Source organism: Sphingopyxis sp. LC81, assembly GCF_000756375.1.
Classification (GTDB): domain Bacteria; phylum Pseudomonadota; class Alphaproteobacteria; order Sphingomonadales; family Sphingomonadaceae; genus Sphingopyxis.
In genome coordinates this window covers 26164-49105 of record NZ_JNFD01000009.1, presented here as the reverse complement: position 1 = coordinate 49105, position 22942 = coordinate 26164, and the positions used below count along the sequence as shown (strand labels likewise).

Annotated in this window: 24 protein-coding genes; 10 read left to right on the top strand and 14 right to left on the bottom strand. The window is 64.4% G+C overall.

Annotated elements, in window-relative coordinates; translation table 11 throughout:
- Positions 1 to 91: 91 nt before the first annotated feature.
- The 3 genes from FG91_RS05465 (at position 92) to clpS (ending at position 3295) form a co-directional block, all read left to right on the top strand.
- A complete protein-coding gene (locus FG91_RS05465; protein WP_037513015.1) occupies positions 92 to 1870 on the top strand; it encodes a PHA/PHB synthase family protein in 1779 nt (592 codons plus the stop codon).
- A 123-nt stretch (positions 1871 to 1993) separates the two neighbouring features.
- On the top strand, positions 1994 to 2731 hold the full coding sequence (locus tag FG91_RS05460; RefSeq protein ID WP_037513012.1) for a phasin family protein: 738 nt from the start codon (positions 1994 to 1996) through the stop codon (positions 2729 to 2731).
- A gap of 201 nt (positions 2732 to 2932) precedes the next feature.
- A complete protein-coding gene (gene clpS / locus FG91_RS05455) occupies positions 2933 to 3295 on the top strand; it encodes an ATP-dependent Clp protease adapter ClpS (RefSeq protein WP_413052757.1) in 363 nt (120 codons plus the stop codon).
- Between the two features lies 1 nt (position 3296).
- Here the strand turns inward: clpS and FG91_RS05450 are convergent, their stop codons facing one another.
- Complete coding sequence (locus FG91_RS05450) at positions 3297 to 3788, bottom strand: winged helix-turn-helix transcriptional regulator (RefSeq protein ID WP_037513007.1); 492 nt, start codon at positions 3786 to 3788, stop codon at positions 3297 to 3299.
- An 80-nt stretch (positions 3789 to 3868) separates the two neighbouring features.
- On the opposite strand from FG91_RS05450, the gene FG91_RS05445 reads away from it, so the two are divergent.
- Together FG91_RS05445 and FG91_RS05440 are read left to right on the top strand one after the other, a co-directional pair.
- Entirely contained in the window at positions 3869 to 4600 is a 732-nt protein-coding gene (locus tag FG91_RS05445; RefSeq protein WP_037513005.1) for an SDR family oxidoreductase, read from the top strand.
- Positions 4594 to 5199, top strand: a complete 606-nt coding sequence (locus FG91_RS05440) for a 2-hydroxychromene-2-carboxylate isomerase (protein ID WP_037513002.1) — start codon at positions 4594 to 4596, stop codon at positions 5197 to 5199. The genes FG91_RS05445 and FG91_RS05440 overlap by 7 nt, the downstream gene beginning before the upstream one ends.
- On the opposite strand, the gene FG91_RS05435 is transcribed toward FG91_RS05440, so the two are convergent.
- Both FG91_RS05435 and FG91_RS20870 read right to left on the bottom strand, forming a co-directional pair.
- Positions 5196 to 6110 carry a DMT family transporter gene (locus tag FG91_RS05435; protein ID WP_037513000.1) on the bottom strand — a complete coding sequence of 305 codons (915 nt, stop codon included), beginning with the start codon at positions 6108 to 6110 and terminating at the stop codon, positions 5196 to 5198. The genes FG91_RS05440 and FG91_RS05435 overlap by 4 nt on opposite strands.
- Before the next feature lie 81 nt (positions 6111 to 6191).
- On the bottom strand, positions 6192 to 7187 hold the full coding sequence (locus FG91_RS20870) for a DUF3011 domain-containing protein (RefSeq protein ID WP_052187333.1): 996 nt from the start codon (positions 7185 to 7187) through the stop codon (positions 6192 to 6194).
- Between the two features lie 211 nt (positions 7188 to 7398).
- On the opposite strand from FG91_RS20870, the gene FG91_RS05425 reads away from it, so the two are divergent.
- Positions 7399 to 7860 carry a hypothetical protein gene (locus FG91_RS05425; protein WP_037512997.1) on the top strand — a complete coding sequence of 154 codons (462 nt, stop codon included), beginning with the start codon at positions 7399 to 7401 and terminating at the stop codon, positions 7858 to 7860.
- 43 nt (positions 7861 to 7903) lie between these two features.
- Positions 7904 to 9190, top strand: coding sequence for a UDP-N-acetylglucosamine 1-carboxyvinyltransferase (gene murA / locus FG91_RS05420; RefSeq protein ID WP_037512994.1), 1287 nt, complete (start codon positions 7904 to 7906; stop codon positions 9188 to 9190).
- On the opposite strand, the gene FG91_RS05415 is transcribed toward murA, so the two are convergent.
- From FG91_RS05415 to FG91_RS20865, 5 genes are all read right to left on the bottom strand, one after another.
- Positions 9177 to 10442: an alpha/beta hydrolase family protein gene (locus FG91_RS05415; protein WP_037512990.1), complete on the bottom strand. Its 1266-nt coding sequence runs from the start codon at positions 10440 to 10442 to the stop codon at positions 9177 to 9179. The two genes, murA and FG91_RS05415, sit on opposite strands and share 14 nt — an antisense overlap.
- A gap of 35 nt (positions 10443 to 10477) precedes the next feature.
- A complete protein-coding gene (locus FG91_RS05410; RefSeq protein WP_081940439.1) occupies positions 10478 to 11386 on the bottom strand; it encodes a DMT family transporter in 909 nt (302 codons plus the stop codon).
- Between the two features lie 50 nt (positions 11387 to 11436).
- Entirely contained in the window at positions 11437 to 12444 is a 1008-nt protein-coding gene (locus tag FG91_RS05405) for a threonine aldolase family protein (protein WP_037512985.1), read from the bottom strand.
- A 112-nt stretch (positions 12445 to 12556) separates the two neighbouring features.
- Positions 12557 to 13774 (bottom strand): argininosuccinate synthase, encoded by a 1218-nt coding sequence (locus FG91_RS05400; RefSeq protein ID WP_037512983.1) that lies wholly within the window; start codon positions 13772 to 13774, stop codon positions 12557 to 12559.
- A gap of 196 nt (positions 13775 to 13970) precedes the next feature.
- Positions 13971 to 14471, bottom strand: coding sequence for a hypothetical protein (locus FG91_RS20865; RefSeq protein WP_052187332.1), 501 nt, complete (start codon positions 14469 to 14471; stop codon positions 13971 to 13973).
- A gap of 133 nt (positions 14472 to 14604) precedes the next feature.
- Between FG91_RS20865 and FG91_RS05390 the strand changes: the two genes are divergently transcribed.
- On the top strand, positions 14605 to 15564 hold the full coding sequence (locus FG91_RS05390; protein ID WP_037512982.1) for a helix-turn-helix transcriptional regulator: 960 nt from the start codon (positions 14605 to 14607) through the stop codon (positions 15562 to 15564).
- Positions 15565 to 15584: 20 nt separating this feature from the next.
- Here FG91_RS05390 and FG91_RS05385 read toward each other — a convergent pair whose 3' ends face one another.
- Positions 15585 to 15992 (bottom strand): DoxX family protein, encoded by a 408-nt coding sequence (locus FG91_RS05385; protein ID WP_037512981.1) that lies wholly within the window; start codon positions 15990 to 15992, stop codon positions 15585 to 15587.
- Positions 15993 to 16181: 189 nt separating this feature from the next.
- On the opposite strand from FG91_RS05385, the gene FG91_RS05380 reads away from it, so the two are divergent.
- The gene (locus FG91_RS05380; RefSeq protein ID WP_037512980.1) at positions 16182 to 16619 is read left to right on the top strand and encodes a DUF1801 domain-containing protein; all 438 of its coding nucleotides are present in this window, start codon (positions 16182 to 16184) and stop codon (positions 16617 to 16619) included.
- A gap of 6 nt (positions 16620 to 16625) precedes the next feature.
- Here FG91_RS05380 and FG91_RS05375 read toward each other — a convergent pair whose 3' ends face one another.
- The 5 genes from FG91_RS05375 to FG91_RS05355 are packed head-to-tail and all read right to left on the bottom strand — an operon-like array spanning position 16626 to position 21963.
- Positions 16626 to 17252, bottom strand: a complete 627-nt coding sequence (locus FG91_RS05375; protein WP_152568006.1) for a hypothetical protein — start codon at positions 17250 to 17252, stop codon at positions 16626 to 16628.
- A 59-nt stretch (positions 17253 to 17311) separates the two neighbouring features.
- Positions 17312 to 18559, bottom strand: a complete 1248-nt coding sequence (locus FG91_RS05370; RefSeq protein ID WP_037512976.1) for an SAM-dependent methyltransferase — start codon at positions 18557 to 18559, stop codon at positions 17312 to 17314.
- Positions 18560 to 18601: 42 nt separating this feature from the next.
- On the bottom strand, positions 18602 to 19381 hold the full coding sequence (locus FG91_RS05365; protein ID WP_037512960.1) for a molybdopterin-dependent oxidoreductase: 780 nt from the start codon (positions 19379 to 19381) through the stop codon (positions 18602 to 18604).
- Positions 19378 to 20226 (bottom strand): cytochrome b/b6 domain-containing protein, encoded by an 849-nt coding sequence (locus FG91_RS05360; RefSeq protein ID WP_037512957.1) that lies wholly within the window; start codon positions 20224 to 20226, stop codon positions 19378 to 19380. Before FG91_RS05360 ends, FG91_RS05365 begins: the two co-directional genes overlap by 4 nt.
- Before the next feature lie 30 nt (positions 20227 to 20256).
- Positions 20257 to 21963, bottom strand: coding sequence for a class I adenylate-forming enzyme family protein (locus tag FG91_RS05355; protein WP_037512954.1), 1707 nt, complete (start codon positions 21961 to 21963; stop codon positions 20257 to 20259).
- A gap of 77 nt (positions 21964 to 22040) precedes the next feature.
- Here FG91_RS05355 and lgt point away from each other — a divergent pair, with 77 nt between their 5' ends.
- Complete coding sequence (lgt, locus tag FG91_RS05350; RefSeq protein ID WP_037512951.1) at positions 22041 to 22916, top strand: prolipoprotein diacylglyceryl transferase; 876 nt, start codon at positions 22041 to 22043, stop codon at positions 22914 to 22916.
- Positions 22917 to 22942: the final 26 nt, after the last annotated feature.

The following is a 22942-nucleotide window of genomic DNA, read 5'->3' as shown; positions in this document are numbered from 1 at the left end:
CATTAGGTGTGGTTGACGCGCGCGGCAATCTCGCCAGCCGCATCGCGGCTTGTTATAGGCATATTATCCGCACTGACCAGCAGGAACGAGCATGAGCGACACGGGCAAGGACGACACGATCGAAACGCCGAATCCCTTCATGCCATCCCCCGACGACATGCAGCATTGGGCGAGCGTGATCGGCCGCGCGCAGCAGATGATGCTCGAATATGCGCTGGGTCAGGCGAACGACGGCAATGCGAGTGCCGCGGCGCTGTTCGACCCCGCCAAATGGCTCGACAATCCGACGACGAAGCTGTGGACCGAGCAATCGTCGAAGATGTGGGACCAGGGCGTCGCCTTCTGGACCTCGCTTGCGAGCATCGGCCAGCCGATCGCGCCCGACGCGCCGGCCGAGGGCGCGAAGGATCGCCGCTTCACCGATTCCGAATGGACCGCCAATCCGGTGTTCGCGATGATCCGCCAGACCTATGGCCTGCTCGCCGAACAGATGCTCGCGACGACGCGCCAGTTCGAGGGGCTAGACCCCGCGGCGCGTGCAAAGATGGAGTTCGCCGCAAAGGCGATGGCCGATGCGATGGCGCCGACCAATCTGGCGCTCACCAATCCCGAAGTGATCAAGCGCGCGGTCGAAACGCGCGGCGAAAGCCTGCTCAAGGGGCTCCGCCATATGCTGAACGACCTGTCGCGCGGGCAATTGAGCCATGTCGATCCCGACGCGTTCGAGGTCGGGGTCAATATCGCGACGACGCCGGGCAAGGTGATCCACGAGACCGATCTTTACCAGCTGATCCACTACGCCCCGACGACGAAGGAGGTGCTCGCCGTCCCGCTCGTCATCTTCCCGCCGTGGATCAACCGCTTCTACATCCTCGACCTCAATCCCGCGAAAAGCTTTGTCGCCTGGGCGGTCGGACAGGGATTGTCGGTGTTCGTCGTGTCGTGGAAATCGGCCGACGCGTCGATGAGCGAAATCGCGTGGGACGATTATGTCGCGGCGCAGGTCGATGCGATCGACACGGTGCGTGGGCTCCTCGATGTTCCCGCGGTCCATACGATCGGTTATTGCGTTGCGGGCACGACATTGGCCGCGACGCTCGCGATGCTGTCGGCGCGCGGCGAGGCCGACAAGGTCCAGTCGGTGACCTTCTTCACCGCGCAGGTCGATTTCGAGCAGGCCGGCGACCTCAAGATGTTCGTCGACGACAGCTATCTGGCGCTGCTGCAGCAGCTGTCGGCGCCGGGCTATCTCGACGGCCGCTATATGGCCGCGACCTTCAACTCGTTGCGCGGACGCGACCTGATCTGGAATTATGTCGTCAGCAATTACCTGCTCGGCAACGACTATCCGCCCTTCGACCTCCTCTATTGGAACGGCGACACGACGAACCTACCCGCGAAGTGGCACCGGCAATATCTGGTCGACCTGTACCGCGACAATCGCATGGTGATCCCGAACAGCCTGTCGGTGATGGGCACGCCGATCGATCTCAGGAAGATCGAGACCCCCGCCTATATCCAGGCAGGGCGCGAGGATCATATCGCGCCGCTCGCCAGCGTCTGGCGGCTGATGGACCATCTTTCGGGCCCCAAGACCTTCCTGCTCGCCGGATCGGGCCATATCGCGGGGGTGGTCAACCCGCCCGCAGCGGGCAAATATCAATATTGGACGGGCGACAGCAGCGCCGCGACGCTCGACGATTTTGTTGCGAGCGCGAGCGAGACCAAGGGCAGCTGGTGGCCGCACTGGATCGAGTGGATTGCGCAGCGGGATAGCGCAAAAATCCCGGTAAAGGGCGCGCGCATCCCCGGAAAAGGCGCCAAAAAGGCCATCGAGGACGCCCCCGGCCGCTACGTCAAACAGCGGTAATATCCCGCGAATATATTGCCTTCGGGCCGGCGCTCGAACTATTTTTGTGCACTGCACAAAATTTCTCTTGAAATCGCCGATCGCCTCCTATATTGTGCAGTGCAACATAAAGGAGTTGTCCCGATGGCTACCAAGATGGATAGTGCCGAAAAGGCTTTCGAAGCCGCGACGCTGGAAACCCCCGCCAAGCCGGTGGCGACTCCGGCGGCCCCGGTTGTTGCTGCTCCGGCAGCCGAAAAGACCGCGACGCCCGTAAAGACCAAGATCGTCAAGGCGAAGGCCAAGCCGGTCCAAAAGAAAGCCGCAAAGCCGGCAGCAAAGAAGGCCGCTCCCAAGACGGCTGCGAAGACCATTGCACCCCAGACCAAGGTCGCGCCGAAGCCGGTCGCTGCCGCCACCAAAGGATTCAAGACCATGAACGACACCGTCAAGAAGTTCGCCGACGAAGCGAAGACCCGCGCCGAAGCCCTGACCGCCGACTTCAACGAGAAGGCCAAGGAAGCGATGAGCAAGACCAGCAAGCTTGCTGAAGACGCCGTCGAATTCAACAAGGCGAACGTCGAAGCGCTCGTCGAAGCCGGCAAGATCGCTGCCAAGGGCATCGAAACGCTCGGCCAGGAAGGCGTGACCTATGCTCGCAAGAGCTTTGAAGACACGACCGCCGCGCTGAAGGGCTACACCGCCGTCAAGACCCCGGCCGACTTCTTCAAGCTCTATGCCGAAAACAGCAAGAAGGCGTTCGACGCCGCCGTTGCGCAGACCTCGAAGACCAGCGAACTCGTCGTCAAGCTGACGAACGACAGCTTCGCGCCGATCTCGAACCGCGTTTCGGTCATCACTTCGAAGATGAAGGCCGCCTAAGGGCTTTCACCTTCCTATCGTTGGCGCGGGCACCCTCCCCCTCCCCTCCCCGCCTGCGCCGACACCCCAAGGCCGCTCGCTTCCCCAGGGAAGCGGGCGGTTCTTGTTTGCGGCCACCCGATCCGGCTGGCGAACAAGAGGTTAAAATCCGCGACCGCGCCTCTTGCGCTTCGCCCGCGGCTTGCGATATTCCTGCCCATGATGTTTCCCGTTTCGACCACCCAGCCTGTCCGCGCCATGGCGGACAAGGACGATGGCTCGCCCGGCACCCCGGGCGTCGGCATCGCGACGCGCACGCGTGCGAAGGCCAAAAAGCCCTCGATGTACAAGGTGCTGCTGCTCAACGACGACTACACGCCGATGGAATTCGTCGTGATGGTGCTGCAGCGCTTTTTCAACATGGACATCGAACAGGCGACGCAGGTGATGCTGCACGTCCACCAGCAGGGCGTCGGCGTCTGCGGCGTGTTCAGCTATGAGGTCGCCGAGACCAAGGTCAATCAGGTGATGGACGCCGCGCGGCAGAACCAGCACCCGCTGCAATGCACACTGGAAAAAGCCTGATCTAACCCGTTCGCGAGACCTGCTCGGCCTTGAGCGCAGGCGACGGCTCGCCTTTCAAATCGCCATAACCCAGTTCCGCGCCACACCTCGGACAGATTTTCGCCGTCCCGACATCGGCGCCGCACGTCCGGTGGACATAGCGGATCGCTGGCCCGTCACCCGTTTCACCAGGTTCGTAAGCCCAGCGTTCGGACCAGTTACGCATCGCGTAGAGCACATCGAACAGCGCCTTGCCCTTGTCGGTCAGCCAATAGTCGTGCCGTAGCGGCCGCTCGCTATAGGCGCGGCGTTCGGCAACGCCCTCGGCAACCAGCATCTTGAGCCGCGCGGAGACGAGCTGCGGTCCCAGCCCGGTGTTCGCCGCGATCAATTCGAAGCGCCGCCGCCCGAAGAGAAGCTCCCGCAGGATCAGCAGCACCGCGCGGTCGCCGAGCAACTCGGCCGACCGGCCGACGGGGCATAATGTGTCCGACAGATCCGCGCGTTTGGGCATGCGTTTCCACTTCTCCCAGAAAATATCGCTTGTCACTATGATTATCATAGTTACTATCGCACGCAAGAGGAGAGTCGCTCATGCCCAAACCCGCAGCCGTCATCATCGGAGCCGGCGATGCCACCGGCGGCGCCATCGCCCGCGCCTTTGCCGCCGAGGGCCTCACCGCCTGCGTCAACCGCCGGACACGCAACGCCGACCAGCTCGAAGCGCTCGCGCAGTCGATCCGCGATGAGGGCCATCAGGCGCGCGCCTTTCCCGGCGACGCGCGCGAAGAAGACGCGATGGTCGCGCTGTTCGACCGGGTCGAGGCCGAGGTCGGCCCGGTCGAGGTCGCGGTGTTCAACATCGGCGCCAATGTGAACTTTCCGATCACCGAAACGACGGTGCGCGTTTACACCAAGGTCTGGGAAATGGCGTGCCTCGGCGGTTTCCTGATGGGACGCGAGGCGGCGAAGCACATGCAGCCCCGCGGCCGCGGCACGATCATCTTCACCGGCGCGACCGCGAGCCTGCGCGGCGGATCGGGCTTTTCGGCCTTCTCGGGCGCCAAAGCCGCTCTCCGGATGCTCGCCCAGTCGATGGCGCGCGAGCTGGGGCCGCAAGGCATCCACGTCGCGCACACAATCATCGACGGCGCGATCGACACCGATTTCATCAAGGGGCGCCATCCCGATTTCGACAACGCCAAGGCGCAAGATCTGATCCTCAATCCGGCCGCGATCGCCGCCAATTATGTGATGCTCCACAAACAGCCGAAAAGCGCGTGGACCCACGAACTCGACCTCCGTCCCTGGGGAGAAAAATGGTGACCAAATCGCTCGAACTCATCTTCGATTTCGGCAGCCCCAACGCCTATCTGTGCATGAAAGCGCTGCCCGAACTGCTCGACCGCACCGGCGCCGACCTGATCATCACGCCGTGCCTGCTCGGCGGGATATTCAAGGCGACGGGCAACAAGGCGCCGATGATCCAATATGCCGACGCCCCCGCGAAGCTCGCTTATGAAAATCTCGAAATGCGGCGCTTCATCGAAAGGCACGGCCTCACGAAATTCCGCATCAACCCGCACTTCCCCGTCAACACGCTGACGATCATGCGTGGCGCGATCGTCGCCGAGGATGAGGGCACGCTCGACGATTATGTCGACGCGGTGAACCGGGCGATGTGGGAGGAAGGGCTGAAGATGGACGATCCCGAGGTGATCGCGGCGTTCCTGTCGGCGAACGGCTTCGACGGCCCCGCGCTGCTCGCGCGCACGCAGGAGCCCGAGATCAAGGCAAAGCTGGCCCAGAACACCGAAGTAGCGGTCGCACGCGGCGTGTTCGGCATTCCGACCTTTTTCGTCGGCGGCGAAATCTTCTTCGGCAAGGACCGGCTCGCGCAGGTCGAGGAAGCGCTTCGCCGCTAAGCCGCGGGCGGCGCAGGGCGCCCCGCGACCCATATGCCCGCGACGATCAGCGCCAGCCCGATGATGTGGAACAGGTGCAGCATTTCGCCAAGGAACAGCATCGCCAACCCCGCACCCATCAGCGGCATCACATTCATATACTGTCCCGTCGCCGCCGAGCCGATCAACTCAACCCCGCGATTGAAGAAGAGATAGGCGAGGAAGGATGGAAAAACCGAGACATAGGCGATCGCCAGCGCGCTCCCAGCCACCGGGACGATCAGTCGGCCCGACGCAAGTTCGAGCGCATAGACCGGCGCGATGACGACGATGCCGACCATGATCGAGGCCGCCAGAAAGCTGAGCGGATGGACCGGCGGCCGGCGGCGGAGCAGCACCGAATAGAGCGCCCACAAGATCACCGCGACGCCGATGATCGCATCGCCGATATTGAACCGCATGGCCCACACTATCCCGGGATCGCCGCGGCCGATGATGATGAGCACTCCCGCGAGCGAGATCGGCACGCCCGCGACCTGGCGCAAGCTCGTACCGTCGCCCATCACCAGCGCCCCGATGATCAGGATCAGCGCCGGCTGCGCCGACTGAATCAGCATCGAATTGAGCGCGGTGGTGCTTTGCAGGCCGGTGTAGAGCAGGATGTTGAACGCGCCGATCGCCAGCGCGCCCAAGATCATGACGATCGGCCAGCTTGTCCGCAGTACCGGCCAGTCGCGCCGGAGGTGCGGCCAGGCCAGCGGGAGCAGCAGTGCGAGCGCGATGGTCCAGCGCCAGAAAGACAGTGCCGCCGGCGGCACGAGGTCGCGCGCGGCGCGCCCGACGATCGAATTGCCCGCCCAGAAAAGCGCGGTGAACGTCAGCAGCAGATAGGCCCGCGACCAGAGCGCCGCAGCCGGGCCGGCGTTTCGCATGATGATTCCGGCTCCCGCTACGTCCCAGACCGTCCGTCATCCCGGCGCAGGCGGGGATGACGGACCGGGATTAGCCCGACCTCAGGTAAAGTCGAGCTGGATGATCTCGCTGGGCGTCGCGCGGCAATACATCTCGACCTGCTTTGCGCCGTCGGGATAGGTCGCGGTCATCGTCGCACGAATGCGCCAGCCGCCATTGCCCTGTTCGAGCGACACCAGCTTGTCATACGACAGCCGGGTGCCGCCGGTGATGCCGATCTGCCGCGCCGCATCGGTCATGCAATTCTGCACCGACGGCCGCGCCGCGCTCGGCAGGCCGCTGAGGTTCGCGCTCAGCGTCGCGGGCCCCTGCGGCGGATGCGTCGTCGCGCTTTCTTCGGTCGTGCCGTCGGGTTTCTTCTTTTTCTTGCTCGCGAGCAGGGCGAGCAGCCCGCCCGCAACCACGATGCCGCCGATGATCAGCCCGGTGCTCGGCCCCTTGTCCTTGTCTTTTTCGGGCGGCCGCACATTCCGGTAGCCATAGCCGAATTCGGCGCGGCACCCCTTGTCGACCCAGATATAATCGCTGGTGTAACCCCATTGCCGCCCTGCGTTGCACTTGCCGCCGAGCCTGCGCGTGAGTTCGACGCGGTCATTCGTCCGGACATTGCACTGCTGATAATTGCGATTCCACGATTCGCAGTTAATTATACCCGCATAATCGTCGACCGGTTGCGGCAGCGGGGTCGGGTAGCCACCATCATTCGCATAGCCATAGCCGAATTCGGCGCGGCAGCCGCCGGTCACCCAGATATGGTCGCTGCCATAACCCCAGCCGCGCCCGCGGGCGCAATCGCCGCCGAGGATCCGCTGGATCTCCACACGATTGTCGGTCCGCACATAGCAGCGCTGTTCGCGATTGCCGCGCGATTCGCAGCGGATCGTTCCGGCATAACCATAACCGGGGTCGGGTCGGGGCGGCTGGATCTGCGGCCCGCCGGTGGGCGGCCAGGGCCGGGTCTGCGCGGCGACGGGAAGCGCCAGCTGCGTTCCGACCAGTGAAAGCGAGGTGATGATCGCGACGACAGGATTCCGCATGTCTTTCCCCTTTTTGACAATTGCTTTTCCGTAAAACGCAGCCCTTACGCATTCCGCCTAAGCCGCCATGGTTTCACATTTCTGGCACCAACGCCATGAAGAAAGCGCGCGGCGAACAGGATGACTTAACCAATCATCGGGCTTTCCTTGCCGCCTTTGTTCGATTAGCTTTCGCCCCGGGTCGCGCCACCGCAACAGGGAGAGCCGACACATGACGACATCGATCATCGACGGACGCGTCGAATCCGCCGAGCTGCGGCGTGCACGCGGCGGCCTGTCCGTCTTTCGCGCCATCACCTTTCAGCCCGACAGCGGACCGACGCGCACCCTCCGCAATGCCGTCGTCAAACAGAATGTCGCCGACGAACTGACCCCCGGCACGCGCGGCCGCTTCTATCTCTACAATGCATTCGACCAGAAGGGCGTGCACGGCGTCCGGACGCCCGACGGCCGCGCTACTTATGGTTTCGCGACGAACAACCAGAAGCTTTTCCTGCTGACCGGCGTCATTTCCGTCGTGTGGATGACCTTGCGGATCGCGGTCGACGGCTACGTCCCGGTGCTCGGCATATTGCTGCTCATTCTCGGCGTTGTCGGCTATATCTTCATGGGCAAGGGCGAACGTGAGGCAAAGGCGCAGTTCGATGGCGACGGGAACCATCATCCCACATAGCTAGTCGGCTTGCGCGGTATCGCGCATGCGCTAAAGACAGCCGATGGATCAAATCGTCATTCGCGGCGGCCAGCGACTCAAGGGCCGTATTCCCATCTCCGGCGCCAAGAATGCGGCGCTTACCCTGCTGCCCTGCGCGCTGCTCACCGACGAGCCGCTGACGCTGCGCAACCTGCCGCGGCTCGCCGACGTCGACGGGTTCGGGCATTTGCTCAACCAGCTCGGCTGCTCGACGACGATCGAGGGATCGCGGCCCGAGGATTTCGGCCGCGTGATGACCGCGCGCACGACGACGCTGACCTCGACCGTCGCGCCCTATGACATCGTGCGCAAGATGCGCGCGTCGATCCTCGTGCTCGGCCCGCTGCTCGCGCGCGCGGGCGAGGCGACGGTGTCGCTGCCCGGCGGCTGTGCGATCGGCAATCGCCCGATCGACCTGCACCTCAAAGCGCTCGAAGCCTTCGGCGCCGAGATCGAGCTCGCCTCGGGCTATGTGAAGGCGAGCGCCCCCGGCGGCGGTCGCCTGCCGGGCGGCAAGTTCACCTTCCCCGTCGTGTCGGTCGGCGCGACCGAAAATGCGCTGATGGCCGCGGTGCTCGCCAAGGGCACCTGCGTCCTCGAAAATGCGGCGCGCGAGCCCGAGATCGTCGATCTCTGCAACTGCCTCGTCGCGATGGGCGCGCATATCGACGGCATCGGCACCGAAACGCTGACGATCGAAGGCGTCGACCGGCTGCACGGCGCGACCTATCGCGTGATGGCCGACCGGATCGAGGCGGGCAGCTATGCCTGCGCCGCGGTAATTACCGAGGGCGACGTTGAGCTGGTCGGCGCGAAGGCCGACGAGATGGACGCGACGCTCGCGGCGCTGCGCCAGGCGGGCGCGACGGTCGAGGAAACCAAGGGCGGCATCCGCGTCGCGATGTCGGGCCGCGCCGAACCCGTCACGCTGTCGACCGCGCCCTATCCGGGCTTCGCGACCGACATGCAGGCGCAGTTCATGGCGATGGCGACGCTGGGCAAGGGTGCTTCGCTGTTCACCGAAACGATCTTCGAAAACCGCTATATGCATGTGCCCGAACTGGCGCGTATGGGCTGCGACATCGACGTGCGCGGCCGCAGCGCGGTGGTGCGCGGGGTCGATCAGCTGGTCGGCGCGCCGGTGATGGCGACCGACCTGCGCGCCTCGATGAGCCTAATCATCGCCGGCCTCGCTGCGCAGGGCACGACCGAGGTCAACCGCGTCTACCACCTCGACCGCGGTTATGAGCGGCTCGAGGAGAAATTGCAGGCGGTCGGCGCCGATATCGAGCGGATCAGCGCGGGGTAAGCCGCTCCGCGCGGCCATAGGCGCCGCGCGCGTCGCGCTTGATCCAGTCGGCGAGCAATTTCAGATAACCGTCGGTGATCCGCGTGACCTGACGTTCGCCGCTGGCGTCGGTGGTAAACTCCCACATGCCATGATCGGTCTGGGGAAAGAGATAGACGTCGACCGGCTTGCCGGCCTTTGCGAGCCCGAGCAGCGCGCCGCGCGTCGTTTCGATCGGCGCCTCGCGATCTTCGCCCGCGAGCACCCAAAGCAACGGTGCGTCGAGTTTCTTCAGCGCCGCAAATGCGTCATAATTCCAGATGAGTTCGAGATTGTCGAAACGGGCGCGCCCGACCCGGCGCAGCTCGTCGTTGGACATCCGCGCGATCGCGCCGCTATGTTCGCCCGCGATCTTCGCCGCCCACGGCTGGCCCGCCATCTCGGCGCGCGCCGCGTCGAGCTCGGTGTAGCCGTCGGCGAAACCGGACAGCAGCAGCTTGCCGGTCGCGTCCGACAGCCGCCCGACGAGCGCCTCGGCGTCCCGGCCCAGCCCCGCCGCACGCACCTCGGACACCATCTGCTCGCGGTCTTCCTCGATCGGCGAGGCGACGAGGCCGAAACCGATCGCAACGAAATCGGCCTTGGTCCGCGTCGCGGCGAGCGGGGCGACCCAGCCGCCCTGGCTGCCGCCGAAGAAGCCCGCGCGGCCATAACGCCCCGCGGCCATGCCGCGCGCCTGCCCCAGCGCGCTCGCCGCATCCTCGGCGAGCAGTTCGAAATTCTGCGTATATTCGCCTTCGGACCCGCCGGTGCCGCGCTTGTCGTAGACGAAGACCGAAATCCCCTGCGCCGCCATCGCATAGCCATAGATGCCGCCGATCGGCGAAGTGCGTTCGGACCCATGCACCATGACGACGAGCGGCCGCTTGGCGTCGTTGCCCGGTGGTTCGATCAGCACACCGGTCATCTTCGTGCCGACGCTGTCGAAGGTCGCGGGGGTTTCGCGAAAGGCGATGGGTGCCCAGCGCTTGCCGCCGATGGCGACGTCGCCCGTTCCGCACGTCAGCGGCACGCCGGCATCGGTGGTCGCGCCGCGGCGGCCGTCGCGAAACATATAGCGCAGCCCCGGTGCCGCGACCGCGGGCGATTTCACCAGCACGACGAAATCGCCGTCGGGGGCGGCATAGGTGCCGGGCGCGCAGGCGGTCTGCGCAAAGGCGGGTGCCGCCGGAAGGGTCGCGAGAAGGAAAAGGGTGCCGATGAGATGTTTCATAGGAGCGTCCTACTGAAACAACACAGCAATGACAACTAGCTCTCGCGCTCGACCGGGACGGACACCATATTACCGCTGACCGATGGCCGTTCGGGCCGCTTCGCGACGGCGATCACCAGTCCGATCAGCGCGACGACACCGCCCGCGATCGACAGGGTTGCCCAGCGATAATCCTCGAACGCGGTCGAAAAGCCCATCGCGATGATCGGAATCAGCACGCTCGACCACGCCGCCTGCCCCGGCCCGACCGCGCGGATGATGTTGAAATAGAGCGGAAAGGTCACCGCGCTGGCGATCACGCCGAGATAGAGCACGCCGCCGATGTAGGTCGCGGTCGGCTCGATCACCGGCGGGCCGGTGGTGATCCACGCATAGCTGCCGTCGGCGAGTGCGCCGAAAAGCATCGCCCACGCGATCATCACCACCATCGACTGCGCGCGCGCAATGCGCGTGCCCTGCATGACGTTGGCGGTCGACGCGCTCATCACCCCGGCGAGGGTCAGCATGGTGCCGAGCAGCACCTCGCCCGCGCCGACCGCGGCGGCGCGATATTCGTGAAGGATCATCAGCCCGACGCCGACGATCGCGATCCCCGCTCCCGCAAGAAAGCGCCCTTCGAGCGGCGTTTTGAGGAACGCGCGGCCGAGCAACGTGTTCGGCACGATCAGCAGCGCGAACAGCACCGCGACGAGGCCCGAGGTGATGTGCTGCTCGGCGCGGTAGACGAAGTTGAAGTTGAAGGCGAACTGCGCGATGCCGAGCACCACCGCAAAGAGCATCGCGCGCGGCGCGAGCAGAAGCGGCTCGCGGCGGATCGCGGCAAAGGCGAACATCGCAATCGCCGCGACCGCGAAGCGATAGGTCACCGACCAGCTGGGCGGGACCACACCGAGTTGCCCGGTGATGACAATCCAGGTCGATCCCCAGATCAAAGTCACCAGCATGAAGGGCAAGAGGACGCGGGGGCTGAGCAGCGTGAGTGGCTGCTCGCTACTCACAATGCGCCGATCGCAGCCGCGAGCGGTGCGACCGCCTCGGCATCCTGATCCCAGCTGACGACGAGGCGCGCCGCGCCCTCGCCCCAGTCGTAGAAATCGAACCCGGCGCCGCGCAGCTTCGCGGCTTCGTCGGCGGTCAGGCGCACGAACAGCTCGTTCGCCTCGACCGGGTGCATCAAGCGGCCGCCGCACGCCGCCGCGAGCTTCGCCGCGCCGGCATTGGCAGCACGCGCGTTGGCGAGCCACAGGTCGTTCGCGAGCATCGCGCGGATCTGCGCCGCGACGAACCGCCCCTTGCTGAGCAAATGGCCACCGCGCTTCTTGAGCTCGCGCACCCCGGCCCCGCCGCTGCCGCCGAAAAAAACGATCGCCTCGGCCATCATCGCGCCGTTCTTGGTGAAGCCGAACGACAGCGCATCCACCCCCGCCCGCCACGTCACATCGGCGGGCGCACAGCCGAGGAATGCAACGGCATTGGCAAAGCGCGCGCCATCCATGTGGAGCTTCATGCCCGCGCCCTTGGCGATCTCGCTGATCTCACCGATTTCCTCTGGACGCCAGGCGAGGCCATATTCGGTGGCATTGGTTATGCTGACCGCGGCCGGCTGGACCTGATGCACGTCGCGGCGGATTCCGGCGATGCGCGTCCTCAGCGCTTCGGTCTCGATCTTCGCGCCGCGCCCGGGCAGCGGCATCAGCTTGGCGCCGCCCGAATAAAAGGTCGGCGCCCCGCATTCGTCGACCTCGATATGCGCTTCCTCGTAACAGAGGATTCCCTGCCATGGCCGCACGAAATGGCCAAGGATGATGCTGTTCGCCGCCGTGCCCGTCGCGATCCAGACAACCTCGCAATCCGTTTCGAAAAGTTCCGAAAACGCCGCATCGAGCGATTGGCTGAGCGCGTCGCCGTCATAGGCCGTATCGACCTGGTTGGCCGCCACCAGCGCGTCCATTACCGCGGGATGGACCGTCGCGGCATTGTCGGAGAAAAATCGGGTCGCCATTACGAATTCAACCCGGACGCTGGTCGCTGCACCATGCTACTCCCCCAATAAAATTGGCTTTCCCTGTGGACAGATCGGGACGAAAATTGCTTGCTCTCCGAGGCTGGCCGTCTCAGCGGTCGCGCTTGGCGAGGAGCCTGAGGCGCAGCGCATTCAATTTGATGAAGCCCGCCGCATCCTTCTGGTCATAGGCGCCGGCGTCGTCCTCGAAGGTCACATGGCGTTCGCTGTAGAGGCTGAGCGGCGACTTGCGGCCGACGACGCTGGCGTTGCCCTTGTAGAGCTTGAGGCGGACGGTGCCCGTGACGTTCGCCTGGCTATGGTCGATCGCTGCCTGCAGCATCTCGCGCTCGGGCGCGAACCAGAAGCCGTTGTAGATGAGCTCGGCATATTTCGGCATCAACTCGTCCTTGAGGTGCGCCGCACCGCGGTCGAGCGTGATGCTTTCGATGCCGCGGTGGGCACGCGCATAGATTTCGCCGCCCGGCGTTTCGTACATGCCGCGCGACTTCATGCCGACGAAGCGGTTCTCGACGAGGTCGAGGCGGCCGATGCCATGCTTGCGACCGAGGTCGTTCAATGCCGCGAGCAAGGTCGCGGGCGACATCGCCTGCCCGTTCAGCGCAACGCCGTCGCCGCGCTCGAAATCGATCGTGATATATTCGGGAGTGTCGGGCGCATCCTCGGGGTTCACCGTGCGCGAATAGACATAGTCGGGGGTCTCTTCCCACGGATCCTCGAGCACCTTGCCTTCGGACGAGGTGTGGAGGAGGTTGGCGTCGGTCGAGAACGGGCTTTCGCCGCGCTTGTCCTTCGGCACCGGAATCTGGTTCTTCTCGGCGAAGTCGATCAGTGCGGTGCGGCTGGTCAGGTCCCATTCGCGCCACGGCGCGATCACCTTGATGTCGGGGTTGAGCGCATAGGCCGACAGTTCGAAGCGGACCTGATCATTGCCCTTGCCCGTCGCGCCGTGCGCGACCGCGTCGGCGCCGGTTTCCTTGGCGATCTCGATAAGCCGCTTCGAAATGAGCGGGCGGGCGATCGACGTGCCGAGCAGATAGTCGCCCTCGTAACGCGCATTGGCGCGCATCATCGGGAAGACGAAATCACGGACGAATTCTTCGCGCACATCGTCGATATAGATATGCTCGGGCTTTACACCCATCAGCTCGGCCTTGGCGCGCGCGGGCTCGATCTCTTCGCCCTGCCCCAGGTCGGCGGTGAAGGTCACGACCTCGCAGCCATAGGTGACCTGCAGCCACTTCAGGATGACGCTGGTATCGAGGCCGCCCGAATAGGCGAGGACGACGCGCTTGAAGGACTCGGACATGATGGCACCTTTGGCGAGGGAAAGACGCGGGCGCGGCTAGCAGTCCTGCCATGATCACGCAATGTATGTTGTCCAACACGCATCGTGCCCCTGCGCAGGCAGGGGCCCATCACCGAAGCTATCGGCCCGACATCACCGCCGATCCGAGGCCCCACCGATAGGAGATGGGCCCCTGCCTACGCAGGGGCACGGAGACCTAGGAAATCCGCGTCCAGTCCATGAACCAGTTGTCGTCCCACGTCTTGCCGCCGTCGCGCGAGGTGCCCTGGAACCAGCGACAGCTTTTCGGCGTGATCCGATCCCACACGCCGCGATAGAGTTCGGGGCCTTGCGCGCCCTCGCTTTCGGACAGGAAGGTTCCGACGCCCTCCTCGAATACGCCGAGCTCGCCCGGCACCGCGACGACGCCCGACTTGGCGTTGACGAAATGATCGGACCAGATTTTCTTTTCGACGTCGAGCAGTCGGAGCCCCATGCCCGAAAAGCCCCGCGCCGGAATGCGCAGTTCCTCGATGCTCGCGATGCCGCCGAGAATGCCGACGACGGTCGCTTCGGCGGGAAATTCGATCCACTTTTCGCCCTCACGAAACTTGTTGTGGATGCGCCATTCGCCGGTGAGGAAATCGAAGTCGCCGGGCTTGCCCACGGGGGCGGGGTTGATCGCGGCGGAAACGACGGCGGGGACGATAGTGGACATAAGGGCTCCTGCGGAAAGGGCGATGATGGTGCGTCGTTCGATGTGGGTCATAATTTGCTCCCTTCGTGACCCGCCTGCCCTACGCGCCCCATCCTGACATTTTCTGTCAGCTATTTTCTGCTACAGCGAAAAAATGCGCGCGAGCCGCCTCCTCTCGATCCTGATGCTGCTGCAATTGCGCGGGCGGCTGACCGCGGCCGATCTCGCGGCCGAGTTCGAAGTGTCCGAACGCACGATCTACCGCGATATCGACGCGCTCTCCGCGGCGGGGGTGCCCGTCTATGGCGATCGCGGACCCGGCGGCGGGTTCGAGCTGCTGGGCGGCTATCGCACGCGCCTCACCGGGCTGTCGGCCGGCGAGGCCGAGGCGATGGCGATGATCGGCCTGCCCGGCCCGGCGGCCGAACTGGGGATCGGCGCCGCAGCCAGCGCCGCGCGCAACAAATTGCTCATCGCGCTTCCCGGCGGCGGCGGCGCACTCGCCGACCGGATGGCGGCGCGGTTCCATCTCGACGCGGTCGACTGGTATCGCGGCGGCGAAGCCTTGCCGCACCTTCCCGCGATCGCGCGCGCGGTACTCGACGAGCGGCGTTTGTCGATGCACTACGAAAGCTGGCAGGGGGTGCGCGACTGGAGCGTCGATCCGCTCGGCCTCGTGCTGAAAGCCGGCATCTGGTATCTCGCGGCGCGCGGCGGCGGGAAGATCCGCATCTTCCGAATCGCGAATATCGAGGATCCGGTGGCCGGCGACACGCCCTTCGAGCGCCCCGCCGATTTTCATCTCGCGACATGGTGGCAGGTGGAGCAAGCGCGGTTCGAGGCAGAGCTGTTCGCCACGACCGCGACCATCCGCGCCTCGCCCGAAGGCTGCAAGCGGCTTGCCGCGCAGTCGCCGCGCGGCGCCGAAGCGGTCGCGGGGGCAGGCGTACCCGCCGCCGACGGCTGGCGCGAAATGACGATGCGGGTCGAGGACAGCGACCATGGCGCACGCGACATGCTCGCGCTCGGCGCCGAGGTCGAGGTGGCCGCGCCGGAGAGCTTCCGCCGCCGCATTGCGGTATTAGCCGAACAGATCGCTGCGCGGCACCGCTGATCGGCGTTTCTGTTAGTGGCCTAGCTGCGCTGCAACGCCAGCGAGCCCGCGCCGCGCGCCGCAATGTAAAGCCCGAATGCGATCAGCATCGCGCTCGGGAAGCTCGCCCGGATTCCTCCCGCAGCATCCACCATGACAATCGCGACCAGGAAGTTGAATGCACAGACAAGGCCCGCCCACCGCACCAGGACGCCCGCGCAAAATGCCACGCCGCAAAGAAATTGAGCCCAGACCGACAGGGGGGCCATGATTTTCGGGAACATGAACCCGTGCGATTTCAGAAACGCTGCGAACTCCGCCATCCGCGCGGCGCTGGAGATATTATCCCACGTTCCGTAGATCAAAAAAATTCCGACAAGCAGCCGAAAGCCGAGCAAGAATATATTCTCGAACTTGTCCAGTTTCTTCAGATTCGGGAAGCGAGCCATCCACCTTCTCCTGACGAACTTGTGCGATACGGGGTGAAATCAGATGGCGAGCAGCCACGCGCGAACGTGATAACGGTTTTTTGAATCAAGTAAATTGCCGCCACAATCCGTATCGCGACACAGCCCGCACGGTGCCGCTGATTGGAATTCCCTGTCCAAACCGCTATTCTCGTGCCGGGGAGAGAGATCATGGGCAAAGCCGAGATCAAGACCAAAGCCACCGAAATTGCCGTCGCCGATTTCATCGCGACCGTCCCCGATGCACGACGCCGCGAGGAGGCCGAGGTGATCGATGCGATGCACCGGCGTGTCACGGGGCTCGATCCGAAAATGTGGGGGCCGTCGATTATCGGCTATGGCAGCTATGACTATCTATACGACAGCGGCCGTTCGGGAACGATGTGCCGCGCCGGGTTCAGCCCGCGCAAGGCGGCGATGACGCTCTATCTGATGGGCCATTACTGCGACCGTCAACCCGAGGCCGACGCGCTGCTCGCCAAGCTCGGCAAATATAAGAACGGCAAATCGTGCCTTTACATCAACAAGCTCGCCGACGTCGACCTGGCGGTTCTCGAAAAGCTCGTCGTGCTGAGCTGGGACGTGATGAACGAAAGATATCCGAATTGACGGCGATCAGGGCAGCACCCCCCGCAAATCCTTGAAGCTGCGAACTGGGCGAGGCCGCTTCTTGTCTCCCCATATCGCGACGCTGCCGACAAGCAGCAAAAGGCTGAAGCCCCCGGTGATGCAGGCAAAGACGATATCGCTCGTCCTCGTCGAGCCGTAAATCTTCAGCGAGTCGTAAGCGGCGTAGCCGATCAGCAGAGCCATCGCGACCATGAACACCGAATATAAGGCGGCTTCCCAAACTTGCTGCCCGCGCTCGACCCGGTCGAACCGCCCGACGCGCTTCATCCCTCGCGCGATTTCGAGGATGAGATCGCGATAGCCGACGTTCCCGAGGGATTTCGGGACCAGCACGAACTTTCGCCCGTCGTCGCACCAGATCAGGCAGCGAAAGGAATCGAGCCAGCGGAATTTGCCTTCGTCGAGACTCGCACGGAGTCGACGAATATCGGTGAGCGGAATTTCGGCGCGCCCGCGGCGCGAACCGGTCAGGACCAGCGCCGGCGAGGCGCCCGCTGCGACTTCCGCGTCGACCCACAAGCCTTTCAGACCTTCGCGGCGCAGCGCCCAGCAATTCCTGATCCGGTGAACTCCAGTCCGGTCACGCCCGGCGCCCATGTCTTCGTCAGCCATTCCGCCCTCCTTCGGGCCGGTCCCATGGGGGATTATGACGGCGGCGACTGTGTTTGATGTCACACCCGGCGTGCGCCAAAATCCTCCTCGGCCGCCGCGATATAATCGCGCGTCAGCGGCAGCGCGTGGCGGCTGCGCGCGAACTGGATCTGGTAATTGCCCATCCCGCCGCTTTCGAACGCCGACGTCGCGCCCGCGAGGTAGAAGGTCCACATGCGAAAGAAACGTGTCCCCATCATGGCGGTGATTTCGGCCTCGTGCGCAAGCGTGCGCGCATACCATTGGCGCAGCGTCAGCGCGTAATGCAGCCGCAGCGTCTCGATATCGGTGGCGATCAGCCGGCTCTTCTCGCTCGCCGCCAGCGTCTCGCTGAGCGCGGGGATATAGCCGCCGGGAAAGATATATTTGCGCGTGAAGGCGTCGGTCGATCCCGGCCTGCCGAAGCGCCCGATCGTGTGGAGCAACATCACCCCGTCGGCGGTCATCAGGTTGGCGGCGGCGCGAAAGAAGGTTTCGAAATTGGGCGCGCCGACATGTTCGAACATCCCGACCGAGACGATGCGGTCGAACCGCCCCGCCTCGCGCGCGGCAAGGTCGCGATAATCGATCAGTTCGAATGTGACGCGGTCGGCGACCCCCGCCGCCTCGGCGCGCTGGCGCGCGAGCGCGAACTGCTCCTCCGACAGCGTGATCCCGAGCACCTCGACCTGCTCGAGCTTCGCGAGCGTGATCGCCATCCCGCCCCAGCCGCAACCGATATCGAGCACGCGCAGCCCCGGTTTGAGCGCGAGCTTCGCCGCGATATGTACCTTTTTCACGACCTGCGCTTCCTCCAGCGTCATGTCCGGCCGCGGCCAGTAGGCGCAGCTATATTGCATGTCGTCGTCGAGGAAGAGCCGATAGAGGTCGTTGCCAATGTCATAGTGATGCTTGACGTTGGCGCGCGACCGGCGCTGGCGGTTGATCGAACCGATCCGTGTCTTCACCCAGTCGGCGCGCCGGCCGAGCCACGTCTTGTCCTTGAGCGCCGCGCCGCGATCCCATGGCGTGTTCATGCGGATCAGGCCGATGAGGTCCATGATGTCGCCGCCCTCGATCCGCATGTCGCCGTCCATGAAGGCTTCGGCGGCGCCAAGCCGCGGGTCGAGGATGATGCGGCGCATCCCGGCGCGGCTCGCGAAGCGAAGGGTAAGCTCGGGAAATCCCGTTGTCGGCGTGCCGAAATGCTCCTCAGCGCCATCGGGTGCAATGACGGTCAGCCGTCCTTGACGCACCACGCGGGAAAGAAATGGAGCTAGGATCGACATGTCTGCAACGACAGAAGCCTCAATCGTCCCAAATGGTTGCCGTCAGATTCCGGCATACCATTCATAATCGATTCGGTCTTCCCAATAGCCGCCCTTGCCCGCGCCGATTTGATCGAGGCTGGCGACCGCCTCGATCGCGTTCACATATTTGGCGTGCTTGTAGCCGAGCTGGCGCTCGATCCGCAGACGCAGCGGCGCGCCGTTCGCGATCGGCAATATCTTGCCGTTGAGCGCCCACGCCATGATCGTCTGCGGGTGCAGCGCATCGACCATGTCGCAGCTTTCATAATAGAGCGTATCGCCGAGCCGGTCGGCGCAGCGAAAGACGATATAGCGCGCGCTGTCGCGTACACCCGCCCCGGCGAGGATATCGCGCAGTTGCGGGCCGGTCCATTGCCCGATCGCGCTCCACCCCTCGACGCAGTCGTGGCGCGTGATCTGGATGCGCTGCGGCATCGCGCGGATATCGGCCATCGACAGCGAGAGCGGCCGCGCGACGAGCCCGGTGACCTTGACGCGCCAGTCGGCAAAGCCGCTCGCCGCATGCGCGGCATAGGCGGCGCCGGCCGGCAGGCGCGTGCCGTTGGGCCGGAAATAGGGCGACAGGTCGGCGCGGCTGAACTCGCGCGCGAGCGCATTGCGGTCGATCAGCGCGCGCTGACTCGCGCGGTTCATCTCCTCGCCCATCGACAAGATCTTGCGCACCGCGGGCGCGTCGTTGATCGCATCGCAGCCCGAAAGCAGCGGCAGCGCGCCCGCCGCGGCGACGAGCCCGCCCGCGCGCGCGATAAGCTGGCGGCGGGGAAGGACGATCGAGTTCATGCGCGTTCCTCCCGCTCGGGCGGCAGGCGGAACCAGCCGGTGATCATCGAACGTATCTCGTTCACCGGCCCCGCGAGCAGCACCATCGCGATATGGACGAGGAAGAAGAGGATGAGCGCCCAGGCGGCGATGAAATGGATCGAGCGCGCCGACTGCCGCCCGCCGAAGACATCGAGCAACCACGGCCATGCCGCGTTCATCCCGGGCGACATGGTGAGGCCGGTCGCGATCATCAGCGGCAGCAGGACGAATATCACCCCGATATAGCTGAGTTTCTGCAGGATGCCGTAGCGCGCCGCCGCCTCGCCCCGCGGAAAGCGCAGCCGCGCATGCTCCTTCGCATCGTGCCAGATATGGCGCGGCGACCATTCGGCGCGGCGGATGTGCAGATCCTTGCGCAAATGTCCGCCAACCAGCGTCCAGACCATGTAGAGCGTGAGCCCGATCGACAGCACCCACGCGAATAGCAAGTGCCAGCGCCGCCCGTCGGCCAGGCTGTAGCTGGTCGGGATCGTCGCCCAGCCGGGAAAGGCCCATGTCTTTTCGGCACCCTGTGCATCGGTCCAGCGACCGAGCACCCCCGTCGTGTCGACGCGATAATCGCCTATGCGCAAATAGCCGCTGTCGGGTGTCGAACCGATCACCAGCCACGCGCGGTCGAAATTCGCGCCATATTCGCCCCAATAGAGCCGCGGATGCGCGTTGAAGATCATCAGCCCGCTCATCAACAGGATGAGCAGAGTGACGGCATTCACCCAGTGCCAGATGCGCGCCGGCAGCCGGTGGCGATAGACGCGCACCGGCTCCGGTTTGACGGGAGCGACGGGAGTTTCAGCCTCGGCCATGATCCCGGTTCGCTCCTTTGCTGTTTCCGGTTACGCGACCACCTTCGCGGCATATTCCTCGCGATACTGGCTCCGCAAGCTGACCTTGTCGATCTTTTCGCTGCCGAGCTTGGGCAGCGCGTCGTTCGACATCCAGATCTGGCACGGCACCTTATAGGGCGCGAGCCGCGCACTGAGGAAGGCGACCAGCTCTTCCGCCGTCACGCTGCTGCCAGGCTTCATCCACACGACCGCGCCGACGCACTCGCCGAGCCGCTCGTCGGGAAGCCCGAACACCGCGCATTCATTGACCTCGGCATGTTCGTAGATCGCGGCCTCGACTTCCTGGCAGCTGATATTTTCGCCGCCGCGGATGATGATATCCTTCTTGCGGTCGACGATGAACAGATAGCCGTCCTCGTCGAGATAGCCGAGGTCGCCCGAGCGGAAATAGCCATTGTCGAAGAAGGCCGCCTTCGTCGCCGCCTCATTGTTCCAATAGCCCTCGAAATTGCACACCGAACGGATGCAGACCTCGCCGACAGCGCCCTGCGCCAGTTCGTTGCCATTGTCGTCGAGGATCGCGAGGTCGACGAGCGGCTTCGACGCCGGACCGGTCGACATTGGTTTCGCGACATAATTTTCGTTGATGATGCCGCAGCCGACCGCGTTGGTTTCGGTGAGGCCATAACCGAGCAAAGGCTTCGCCTCGCCCATCTCGGCCGCAAGGCGCCGCACATGTTCGGGCGGGCGCGGTGCGCCGCCGCCGGCGTAGCTCTTGCAGGTCGACAGGTCGTAGTTCTTGCGGTTCGGACTGACGAGGATTTCATAGCTCATCAGCGGCACACCGACGAAATAATTGCATTTCTCGTCCTGGATCAGCCGCATCGCCTCATCGGCGTTCCATTTGGGCATCAGCACCAGTTTGCGCCCCAATGCGAAGCTTTGCAGGAAGACCGGAACTTCAGCGGTGACATGGAACAGCGGCGTACAGATCAAGGTCGCGGGCTGGATATCCGACATCTGTCCATCTTCGGTCAGCAGATGGACGATGCTCGCGGTCTGCGTGACATAGTTGAAGATCGCCTGGCATATGGCTTCGTGGCGCGAATAGGCGCCCTTCGACTGGCCCGTCGAGCCCGAGGTGAAGAGGATTGTCGCCAGATCCTGCCCGGTCAGCACGGGGAGCACCGTCGCGGCGCTGCCGCCGGCGCCGGTGATCGGCGCGATCGCCTGATCGATCGGCTGGGTGATGTCGAGCGTGATGATTTTCGCGCCATGCTCGATACCCTCGAGCCGCGCCGCGCGCTGGGCGTCGGCGATCACGAGCTTCGCTTCGCTGTCGAGAATGCCCGCCGCGAGTTCGCCGCCCTGCCACCAGCCGTTGAGCAAGGTCGCGCAGCCGCCCGCCATCAAAATGCCGATATAGGAAACGCACCACGCATTGGCATTACGCATCGCGAGCCCGACGCGGTCGCCGCGCTGGACGCCATGACCCTCGACCAGCCCCGCCGCGACCTGCCGCGCCGCCATATAGACCTGTTTGAACGACAGCCGCTCGTCGCCTTCGACGAGGAAGGTCGCATCGCCATGCTGCGCGGCAAAAAACGCAACATAGTCGGCAAGGTTGGTCGGCGCGTTGGAGATGAAGGGAAGCTGGTGGCCGAAGCGTTCGACGGTCCCGAGCTGGATCGGTCCGCCCGGACCGGTGATCAGATTATAAGCGGCTTCCAGGCGCAAATCGAGCGCAGATGGCATCTTCTATCTCTCCTCTTGGTCTCGCTCGCCTAACCCCTTATGGGGAGGCCTCTCCTGGGGAAGGACAGCGCGACGATATGTTTCTTTTTGCAACCTTAGCCGAAGCAACGCAATATGTGAACTTCCACGATCTGATGGGTGAAAACTCCGAGATCGCGTTCAGCGTCTTCGGCCTGCCGATCCGCTGGTATGCGCTCGCCTATCTCGCCGGCATTTTCGTCGGTTACTGGTATCTCTTGAAGCTGATCGCGCAGCCCGGCGCCCCAATGGCGCGTCGCCACGCCGACGACATGATCTTCTATGCGATGCTCGGGATCATCCTCGGCGGCCGGCTCGGCTATGTGCTCTTCTACAACCTCGGCAATTATCTCGAAAAGCCGCTCGAAATCTTCAAATTATGGGACGGCGGCATGTCGCTGCACGGCGGAGTGATCGGCGTGCTGATCGCGATCTGGTATGTGACGCGCAAGGAAAAGCTCAGTTTCCTGCGCTTCTGCGACTATGTCGCGTGCGTCGTCCCGTTCGGGCTTTTCTTCGGCCGCCTCGCCAATTTCGTGAACGGCGAGCTGTGGGGCCGCGCGACGACGGTGCCGTGGGCGATCATCTTTCCGGGCAGCGGCACGATGGACCCGCGCCACCCGAGCCAGCTTTACGAAGCGGGCCTCGAAGGCCTGCTGATGATGGCGGTCCTCGCCTTCTTCTTCTGGCGCACCGATGCGCGCTACAAGCCCGGCTTCCTGTTCGGCATGGCGGCGATCATCTATGGCCTCAGCCGCTTCGTGGTCGAGTTCGTGCGCGAACCCGATGTCCAGCTCGGCACGCTGTCGTGGGGCCTTACGATGGGGCAGACGCTGACCGTGCCGATGCTGCTGATCGGTTTCTGGCTCGTCGCCACCGCGAAGGGTCGCCGCCAGCGGGTCGAACCGGTCGCCGGACTCGACAGCGTTGCGTGACAGCCCGCCGAGTCCCGAAGCGCTGA